Annotated in this window: 7 protein-coding genes; all 7 read right to left on the bottom strand. The window is 69.7% G+C overall.

The genetic code is table 11. The features are described from left to right. Positions 1-78: 78 nt before the first annotated feature. A complete protein-coding gene (locus RBS60_RS13260; RefSeq protein WP_307958033.1) occupies positions 79-564 on the bottom strand; it encodes a DUF3817 domain-containing protein in 486 nt (161 codons plus the stop codon). Beyond that, entirely contained in the window at positions 561-1,394 is an 834-nt protein-coding gene (locus RBS60_RS13265; protein WP_307958034.1) for an SURF1 family protein, read from the bottom strand. The genes RBS60_RS13260 and RBS60_RS13265 overlap by 4 nt, the downstream gene beginning before the upstream one ends. A gap of 71 nt (positions 1,395-1,465) precedes the next feature. Next, positions 1,466-1,960 (bottom strand): PTS sugar transporter subunit IIA, encoded by a 495-nt coding sequence (locus RBS60_RS13270; RefSeq protein ID WP_307958035.1) that lies wholly within the window; start codon positions 1,958-1,960, stop codon positions 1,466-1,468. 5 nt (positions 1,961-1,965) lie between these two features. Continuing rightward, on the bottom strand, positions 1,966-3,687 hold the full coding sequence (locus tag RBS60_RS13275; protein ID WP_307958036.1) for a glycerol-3-phosphate dehydrogenase/oxidase: 1,722 nt from the start codon (positions 3,685-3,687) through the stop codon (positions 1,966-1,968). Between the two features lie 97 nt (positions 3,688-3,784). After that, the gene (locus tag RBS60_RS13280; RefSeq protein WP_307958037.1) at positions 3,785-4,918 is read right to left on the bottom strand and encodes a GuaB3 family IMP dehydrogenase-related protein; all 1,134 of its coding nucleotides are present in this window, start codon (positions 4,916-4,918) and stop codon (positions 3,785-3,787) included. Positions 4,919-4,984: 66 nt separating this feature from the next. Beyond that, positions 4,985-6,499, bottom strand: coding sequence for an IMP dehydrogenase (gene guaB / locus RBS60_RS13285; RefSeq protein WP_307958038.1), 1,515 nt, complete (start codon positions 6,497-6,499; stop codon positions 4,985-4,987). Between the two features lie 186 nt (positions 6,500-6,685). Then, positions 6,686-8,722 (bottom strand): acyltransferase family protein, encoded by a 2,037-nt coding sequence (locus tag RBS60_RS13290; protein WP_307958039.1) that lies wholly within the window; start codon positions 8,720-8,722, stop codon positions 6,686-6,688. Positions 8,723-8,875 lie beyond the last annotated feature (153 nt).

Consider the following 8,875-nt stretch of genomic DNA (forward strand, 5'->3'; position numbering starts at 1 on the left):
CGAGGATTGGGAAGCTGTAGTCACGCCCTCAAGGGTACCGGACCGGCCCGCGCCGGCCCGCGGGCAGTGGCGGCCGTCTCAGTAGCGCTGGCCGGCCTCGGGATGGGACTCGAGCTCGCGCTCGGCCTCGGCGTGCATGCGCCGCTCCACGAAGAAGCTCAGGAACGGCACGACTCCGCCGAGCGCCATGAGGATGAACCTCGTGAACGGCCAGCGCATGAGCGACCAGACGCGGAAGTTCGAGATCAGATAGATCACGTACATCCACCCGTGCACGATGAGGATCGTGATCGATACGTTGGCGCCGCCTACCACGCCGGCCGGCTCAGCATCGGCGAAGCCGAACCCGAAGGGCTTGCCGGTGAACGCGTCCGACCCGCCCGCGTAGAGGAACTGCCCGAACGCGTAGCGGGCGATCATCTCCGCGCAGAGCAGGAGGAGCATGGTGCCCGTGACGTAGGCCGCGACGCGGTAGAACTTCAGGGCCGAGCGAATCTGGGCAACAGTGCCGCCGAAGCGGCGCTGACCCGTGGTGCGGCCCGCTGCGGGCTTGGGATCGATCACGGTGTTCCTCCGGTTTCGGACGATGCCTTGCTGGCATCCGGGGTGGTCTGTTCGCGGGCCGCGGCGTCGGCCAGCTCGTCCTGGGTCCGCTCGTAGTCGTCGCGCACGAGCCGCCACCACAGGAAGATGGAGAAGCCGGCGAAGACGACCCACTCGACCGCGTAGAAGATGTTGAGCCAGTTGACCGGCTGCTCGAGCGGCTGGGCCGCAATCGAGAGCGGCTCAAGGCCAGCGGCTGCGGGGACCGGCGTTCCAGCGGGCGAGGCCTGCGCGGTGACGCTGACGAATCCCGCATAGCTGGGAACGTCCCACACGTTGATGAGCTGCGCCACCGAGACGGAGGCGATCTGGCCAGGGGCGAGGTCGTGCTCTGCCTTGGGTGCCTCGGACGGCAAGAGCCGGCCCGTGAGCGTGAGGGCGCCGGACGGCGGGGCGCTGGCCTGTCCGGGCGAGGCGATCCATCCGCGGGCCACGGGGATCACGGTGCCGCGCTCGCCGCCCACGGCGGGCGCGCCGTCGACCGTGAAGGCAGTGACGACCCACCAGCCCGTGCGGCCGTCCTGGAGGCGGTCTCTGACCAGGACCTGCCTCGACGCGTCATAGCGGCCCGAGACCGTGACCATCTGATCCGCTGCGGGAGCGGTGAAGACCTCACCGGGGCGCAGGACGTCGCCGAGCGGCTTGACCTGTTCGATCGTCCGGGTGACGGGCGGCGCCTCGGAGACCGAGCGCGAGAACTGCCACTGGCTCAAGGCAACAAAGACCCATGACACGACGAGCGCTCCGATGAGCGCCGCGATCCACTGGGGCTTGAGGGCAGTTCGGAGCACCTGTTAACGGTACTCCGACAACCTGTAGAAAACGTAAATGGCGCCCTGCCGGCAGGCCCGGCGCGCGGGGACTACGGGTCGGCGAAGACGAGCGACGAGTTGATGAGTTCGGCGATGATGTCGGGATCGTTGGCCCGCCGCAGGGAGTCCCGGAAGCCCTGCTTGGAGAGCGAACGCGCCATCGTGGCGAGGACCTCGAGATGCTCGGAGAACGACGAGGCAGGCGTCGCGATGAGCAAGATCACATAGGCGGGCCCGTCCATGGCGCCGAAATCGAGCGCGTGGCCGTACTTCGTGACCCCCACGGCGATCGACGGCTTGGCCACATGCTCGCTGCGCGCATGCGGGAGCCCGATTCCCCCCGGGAGACCGGTGGCGAGCTGGTGCTCGCGTGCTGCGACGTCGGCGAGGAAGGCATCGAGGTCGTCGATCCGTCCCTCGGCATACATTCGTCCAGCGAGCTGCCGAGTCGCGTCGGCCCGGTCGATGGCCACCATCTCGAGGATGACGAGGCCCGGGGTCGCCAGCTGGGCGTCGTAGCGGTCAAACGATCCGGGCAGAGGCATGCAGGCTACTTTACCGGGACAATGTCGTCGGCTCCCATGCGCGCGGCCTCGGCCGACTCGTCGTCCGGCTGCTGCTGGCTCAGCCGCTCGGCCTCGACGCGGGCGAGGTAGTGCGCCACCTCGGTGTCGCGCTGGGTTTGGCTCCAGCCCAGCAGCGGGGCCATGAGGTCCGCGACGACCGGCGCGGCGGACACGCCACGGTCCCATGCCTCGATCGAGATGCGGGTACGCCGCGTCAGCACGTCCTCGATGTGCCGGGCACCCTCGTGGGTCGTCGCGTAGACCGCCTCGGCCTGCAGGTAGTCGTCCGCTCCCGGGAGCGGCTCGCCGAGTTCGGGACGCTCACTGACCAGATCGAGCACCTCGCCGGTGAGCGAGCCGAACCGGTGCAGGAGGTGCTCTACCCGGGCCACGTGGACACCGGCCTGCTCCGCGAGGCGGTGCCGGCGGTTCCAGACCGCCCGGTAGCCGTCTGCCCCCACGAGCGGGATCCGGTCCGTGCACGAGGCAGGGACCTTCTCGTCCAAGGTGCGGGTGGCCTCATCGACTGCGTCCTTCGCCATGACGCGGTAGGTCGTGAACTTGCCGCCGGCGATCAGGACGAGCCCCGGGACGGGATGCGCGACGACGTGTTCCCGGCTGAGCTTGGTCGTGGATTCGCTCTCGCCGGCCAGGAGCGGCCGAAGTCCCGCATAGACGCCCTCGACATCCTCACGGGTGAGCGGCCGTTTGAGGATCTTGTTGACGTGCCCGAGGATGTAGTCGATGTCGGTGCCCGAGGCCGCGGGGTGTGCCTTCTCGAGCCTCCAGTCGGTGTCCGTGGTGCCGATGATCCAGTGCCGGCCCCACGGGATGACGAAGAGGACGGACTTCTCCGTGCGGAGGATGAGCCCGACCGTGGACTGGAACCGGTCCCGAGGAACGACGAGGTGGACGCCCTTGGACGCGCGGACCTTGAGCTGGCCCCGGTCCGTGACCATGCCCTGGGTCTCGTCGGTCCACACGCCGGTCGCGTTGATAACCTGCTTCGCGCGCACGTTGAATTCGGAGCCATCCTCCTGGTTCTTCACGCGCGCGCCCACGACGCGCTCGCCCTCGCGGAGGAAGTCGACCACCGCAACACGGTTCGCAGCGTGCGCCCCGTACTGCGCCGCGGTGCGGACGAGCATTGCAACCATGCGGGCGTCGTCGACCTGCCCGTCGTAGTACCGGATCGAGCCGATCATGGCGTCCTCGCGCAGGCTCGGTGCTGCCCGGAGTGTGCCGCGCCGGAACAGGTGCTTGTGGATCGGCAGACCCGTTCCGTGGCCGTTCGTGAGGCCGAGCGTGTCGTACAGGACCATGCCGGCGCCCACGTACGGCCGTTCCCAGAACCGCCGCGTGAGGGGGTACAGGAAAGGGACCGGGTGCACGAGATGCGGTGCGATCCTCTGGAGCAGGAGTCCGCGCTCCTGGAGCGCCTCCTGGACCAGTCCGAAGTCCAGCATCTCAAGGTAGCGCAGGCCGCCATGGATCAGCTTGGACGAGCGGGACGACGTTCCCGACGCCCAGTCGCGGGTCTCGACGATCCCCACCTCGAGCCCCCGGGTCACCGCGTCGAGCGCGGACCCGGCGCCCACGACCCCGCCGCCCACGATCAGGACGTCGAGTTCGCGGCCAGGCTGGGTGCTCTCCCTGAGCCTCGCGAGTGAGGCCTCGCGGTAGTCCGGGCTGAGCTTTGCTGTCATGGTCCGATGCCCCTCTGCCTCGATGAAGCCCTGACGAAGAATCACGCCTACACGAGAGTCTAGGCGGGCCGGGCAAGCCGCGCCGGGCGCGGCCGGGTCAGCGCTGGTAGGGAGAGACGACCACGTCGACGCGCTGGAATTCCTTCAGGTCGGAGTAGCCGGAGGTGGCCATGGCGCGCCGGAGCATCCCCAGGAGGTTGCTCGTGCCGTCGGCGTGGTGGCCGGGGCCGAAGAGGACCTCCTCCATCGGGCCCACGGTCCCGACGTTGACGCGCTCGCCGCGCGGCGTCTCGGAATGGTGGGCCTCCGCACCCCAGTGCCATCCGTGGCCGGGAGCCTCCTCGGCGCGGGCCAGGGCCGAGCCGAGCATGACGGCGTCGGCGCCCATCGCGATCGCCTTGACGATGTCGCCCGAGGTGCCCATGCCGCCGTCGGCAATCACGTGCACGTACCGGCCGCCCGACTCGTCCATGTAGTCGCGCCGGGCCGCGGCGACGTCGCTGATGGCCGAGGCGAGCGGAGAGTGGATTCCGAGCGCGCGGCGGGTGGTCGTCGTCGCGCCGCCCCCGAAGCCGACCAGCACGCCCGCGGCGCCCGTGCGCATGAGGTGCAGTGCGGGGGTGTAGCCGGCGGCGCCGCCCACGATCACCGGAACATCGAGCTCATAGATGAACTTCTTGAGGTTCAGGGGCTCCTGGTTCTTGGAGACGTGCTCTGCGGAGACGGTGGTGCCACGGATCACGAAGAGGTCGACGCCGGCCGCGAGCACCGTCTTGTAGTGCTGGACCGTGCCCGACGGCGTGAGCGCGCCCGCGACCGTGACACCCGACTCGCGGATCTGGGCCAGTCGTGCGGTGATGAGCTCGGGCTGGACGGGCGCCGCGTAGATCTCCTGGAGGTGGCGCGTGACGGTGGGGCTCGAGGGCTCGCCCGCCAGCCCGCGGATCTCGGCCAGGACGAGCTCCGGGTCCTCATAGCGGGTCCAGAGGCCCTCGAGGTCGAGGACGCCCAGCCCGCCGAGCCTGCCGAGCGTGATGGCGGCCGAGGGGGACATGACCGAGTCCATGGGCGCCGCGATCACGGGCATCCCGAAGTGGTACGCGTCGATCTGCCACGAGATGGAGACGTCCTGGGGGTCACGAGTGCGGCGGTTCGCCACGATCGCGATGTCATCCAGGGAATATGCGCGGCGTCCGCGCTTGCCGCGGCCGATCTCGATCTCGTAAGTCACGGCACCTACCTTAGTCGACAAGCGGAGCCCGGCCGCGCGCCCGATCGCGCGCGGCCGGCGGCGCGGCTACCGGCGGTAGTTTGGCGCCTCGACCGTCATCATGATGTCGTGCGGGTGGCTCTCCTTGAGGCCCGCCGCCGTGATGCGCACGAACTTGCCCTTGGACCGGAGCTCGTCGATCGTGTGCGCGCCCACGTAGAACATGGTCTGGCGCAGGCCGCCGATGAGCTGGTGCGCGACCGCCGAGAGCGGGCCGCGGTACGGGACCTGGCCCTCGATGCCCTCGGGGATGAGCTTCTCGTCACTGGGTACGTCCGCCTGGAAGTAGCGGTCCTTCGAGTACGAGGTGTTCTTGCCGCGCGTCTGCATCGCGCCGAGCGAGCCCATGCCGCGGTAGGCCTTGAACTGCTTGCCGTTCATGAAGACGAGGTCGCCCGGCGCCTCGGCCGTGCCCGCGAGGAGCGAGCCGAGCATGACGGAGTCGGCGCCGGCCACGATGGCCTTGCCGATGTCGCCCGAGTGCTGGAGGCCGCCGTCGGCGATGAGCGGAACACCCGCAGGGATCGACGCCTTGGAGGACTCGTAGATCGCGGTGATCTGCGGGACTCCGACGCCGGCCACGATGCGGGTCGTGCAGATCGAACCCGGGCCGACGCCGACCTTGATCGCGTCCGCGCCGGCATCGATGAGCGCCTGTGCGCCCTCCCGAGTGGCGGCCTGACCGCCGATCACGTCGACATGGGCCGCAGCCGGATCCTTCTTGAGGCGCGAGATCATGTCGAGCACGCCCTGCGAGTGGCCGTTGGCGGTGTCGACGACGAGGACGTCCACGCCCGCCTCGACGAGGCTCATGGCCCGCTCGTAGCCGTCCCCGAAGAAGCCGACGGCCGCGCCCACGCGGAGCCGCCCGGCGTCGTCCTTCGTCGCGTTCGGGTACTGGTCCGCCTTCTCGAAGTCCTTGACGGTGATGAGGCCCTGGAGGATGCCCATCTCGTCCACGAGCGGCAGCTTCTCGATGCGGTGCTTGCCGAGGAGGCCGATGACCTCCTCGCGCGCCACGCCCACCTTGGCCGTGATGAGAGGCATCGGGGTCATGACTTCGTGGACCTTGCGGGAGGCGAACTGGTCCTGCGGGATGAAGCGCGTGTCGCGGTTGGTGATGATGCCCAGGAGCTTCCGGTTCCCGTCGACCACCGGCAGGCCCGAAACCCGGTAGTGGGCGCACAGGTCGTCGAGTTCCTGCAGCGTCGCGTCAGGGCCCACGGTCACGGGCTTGGTGATCATGCCGGACTCGCTGCGCTTGACCTGGTCGACCTGGTCCGCCTGATCCTGGATGGACAGGTTGCGGTGCAGGATCCCGATGCCGCCCTGCCTCGCCAGGCTGATCGCCATGCGGGCCTCGGTCACCGTGTCCATGGCGGCGGAGAGGATCGGCATGCCGAGCCGGATGCGGCGGGACAGTCGGGTCGAGGTGTCGGCCTCGGACGGGATGACGTCCGTGGGGCCGGGCAGGAGGAGCACGTCGTCATACGTGAGGCCGAGGAAACCGAACGGATCATGCTGGGGGCTGGGGGTGGTCATGAGTGCTCCTTGGCGGTGTGCCGGGCGGGCATGTGCAGTGGATGCGCTGATGACCAGCCAGTGCTTACGGGACTGGTCCGCTGCGGTGTGGCTTCTATCCTAAACTTCCGCAGGGGCCCCCGGAATTCCGCGAACGGGCCCGGGTGATGAACCACACACCTCACCGGCCCGCGGCCAGCCAGGACATCAGATGAATCCGGCCGCGGTGAGCCGCTCCCCGAGCGCGGTCGACATCGACGCCGCGTACGTCCGGCTCAGGTGGTTGTTGTCCAGGAAGACGAACATGTTACCGATGGCTCCGCGGCACACGCCAGCGGGGCAGATGAGATCCGTCATGTCGATCTGCGCGAACCGGTCGGTGTGCGCCGCGGCGAACGCGGCCAGCGGGTCCTCCGAAGCCAGGACCGAGGACTGAGCCGGCGTGCACTCCGCCGCGTCGGCGCCGGTGCGCACCACGCAGTCGGCCATGTTGAAGGTGAAGCGGGGGTTGTCGCGGATCGCGACGACGCTCGTCCCCTTCGCGGTCAGGGCCGCGACGGTGGCGTCCAGGCCGGGGGTCAGCGTCTCGGCGGACGACGACGCCGCGGCCACGGTGCCGACCATGAAGACCGATCCCGGAGGGTTGGCAGCGAGATAGGCCGCCACGGAAGCGTTGAACGAGTCGCAGTCGGCGTTGCCTGACGCCACGCCGGGGATGTACACACAGCCGCCCTTGAGCAGGGACACGACCCGCAGGCCGTGCTCCTCGGCCACGGGCTCGAGCGCCGCCATCCACTGTTCGGCGTGCGAGTCCCCCACGACCACGATGGTCTTGGCCTCGTTCGCCGCGATGGCGTTCATCGCGCAGGAGCCCGCCAGCGGTGTGGGCAGCTTGAGGTCCGACGAGCACGCCTTCGGCAGCGAGTACCAGTCGTTCGGGAGGTTCTGCGCCAGTGGGAGGAGGCTCGCCGTCGGCGAGGCCTGATCGGTGTAGCCCGGGTCGAGCGCCTCGGCTCCGGGATTGTCGACGGCGGCCCTCGCCTCGGCCTGTCCGGCGGTCGTCGTCACCGTGCCCTGGACGGCGGCGATCGGCACGAGCGCGACGGCGATGCACGCGGCGACTCCTGCGAACCCGTTGCGCACGCGGAGCTCGGGCCAGCGCCAGGCACGCCACGGCGCGTCAACGAACCGTGTGGTCAGGTACGCGAGGACGAGGGCGACGAGGATCGCTGCGCCCCCGAGGAGCCACCCAGCCCGGCCCCGTTCGCGCCAGGTGAGGGCAATGACGAGCACGGGCCAGTGCCAGAGGTACAGGCCGTAGGAGATGTCGCCCAGCCTGCGCAGCGGCTTCGAGGCCAGAAGGCGGTGCACGCCGAACCGACCGCCCTGCTGCGCCGCGAGGATCACGGCGGCCGCGGCCAGGGTGGGCCACAGGGCGACGGCCCCCGGGAACACGCCCTCGACGTCCAGGACGAGCCCGCACGCGACGATGGCCGCGAGGCCGCCCCAGCCCAGGACGAACGCCGTGCGCCGGCCAAGCCGCACGCGGTCAACCACGAGCGCGAGGAGGCTCCCTAGCGCGAACTCCCACACCCTGGCGGGCAGGGAGAAGTACGCCTGCTCCTGGTCAACCGCTGTGTACCAGACCGAGAACGCGAAGGATACGGCGAAGACCGCTGCGAAGCCCGAGGCGAGGACCTTCTCGTAGGCGAGGGGGCGGCCGCGCCGCAGTCTCGGTGCGAGCGCCCCGAACGCCACGAACAGGAGCGGGAAGAGGATGAAGATCTGGCCCTGGATCGAGAGGGACCAGAAATGCTGGAACGGGCTCGCGAGCGCGTGGTCCTGAGCGTAGTAGTCCACGGCATCCCGCTGGAGGACCCAGTTCTCGGCATACGTGAGCGAGGCGAAGCCCTCCTCGAGCACGGCGGACCAGCGCGTGGCCGGGAGGAACACGACCGCGGCGATCACCGTCCCCGCGATCGTCACCGCGGCGGCCGGGAGAAGCCGGCGGAACACATGCAGCCAGTGCCTGAGCAGGTGGGTGGGTTCGCCTCGCCGGTGGCGGGCCACGAACTGGCCGGTCATGAGGAACGCGGAGACCATGAGGAACACGTCAACTCCGCCGGAAACGCGCCCGAGCCACACGTGGTACAGCACCACCAGCGCAACGCCGACGGCCCTCAGGCCCTGGATCTCCGGCCGGAAGACGCGACCCCTGCTTCCAGCCCTGTGTCCCTCGGCCACCACGCGCGCCCACTCCTCAGTCCCCGCGCCCGACCGTATTGGCCTTGACGCTCCCGCCCTCCATTCCCCCGTGCGAGCCTGTGCGTACGTTGTGAGGGACGTTGCCCCCCGATGTGAAGATGCCGCTGTGGCGGCCGGGACGCACGACGGCGG

The sequence above is a fragment of the Sinomonas sp. ASV486 genome (genome assembly GCF_030908215.1).
GTDB lineage: Bacteria > Actinomycetota > Actinomycetes > Actinomycetales > Micrococcaceae > Sinomonas > Sinomonas puerhi.

Bases quoted from the DNA above. Each gene is read 5' to 3' on its own strand.
- guaB (WP_307958038.1), bottom strand. From the start codon at position 6,499: ATGACCACCCCCAGCCCCCAGCATGATCCGTTCGGTTTCCTCGGCCTC.
- RBS60_RS13270 (WP_307958035.1), bottom strand. From the start codon at position 1,960: ATGCCTCTGCCCGGATCGTTTGACCGCTACGACGCCCAGCTGGCGACC.
- RBS60_RS13275 (WP_307958036.1), bottom strand. From the start codon at position 3,687: ATGACAGCAAAGCTCAGCCCGGACTACCGCGAGGCCTCACTCGCGAGG.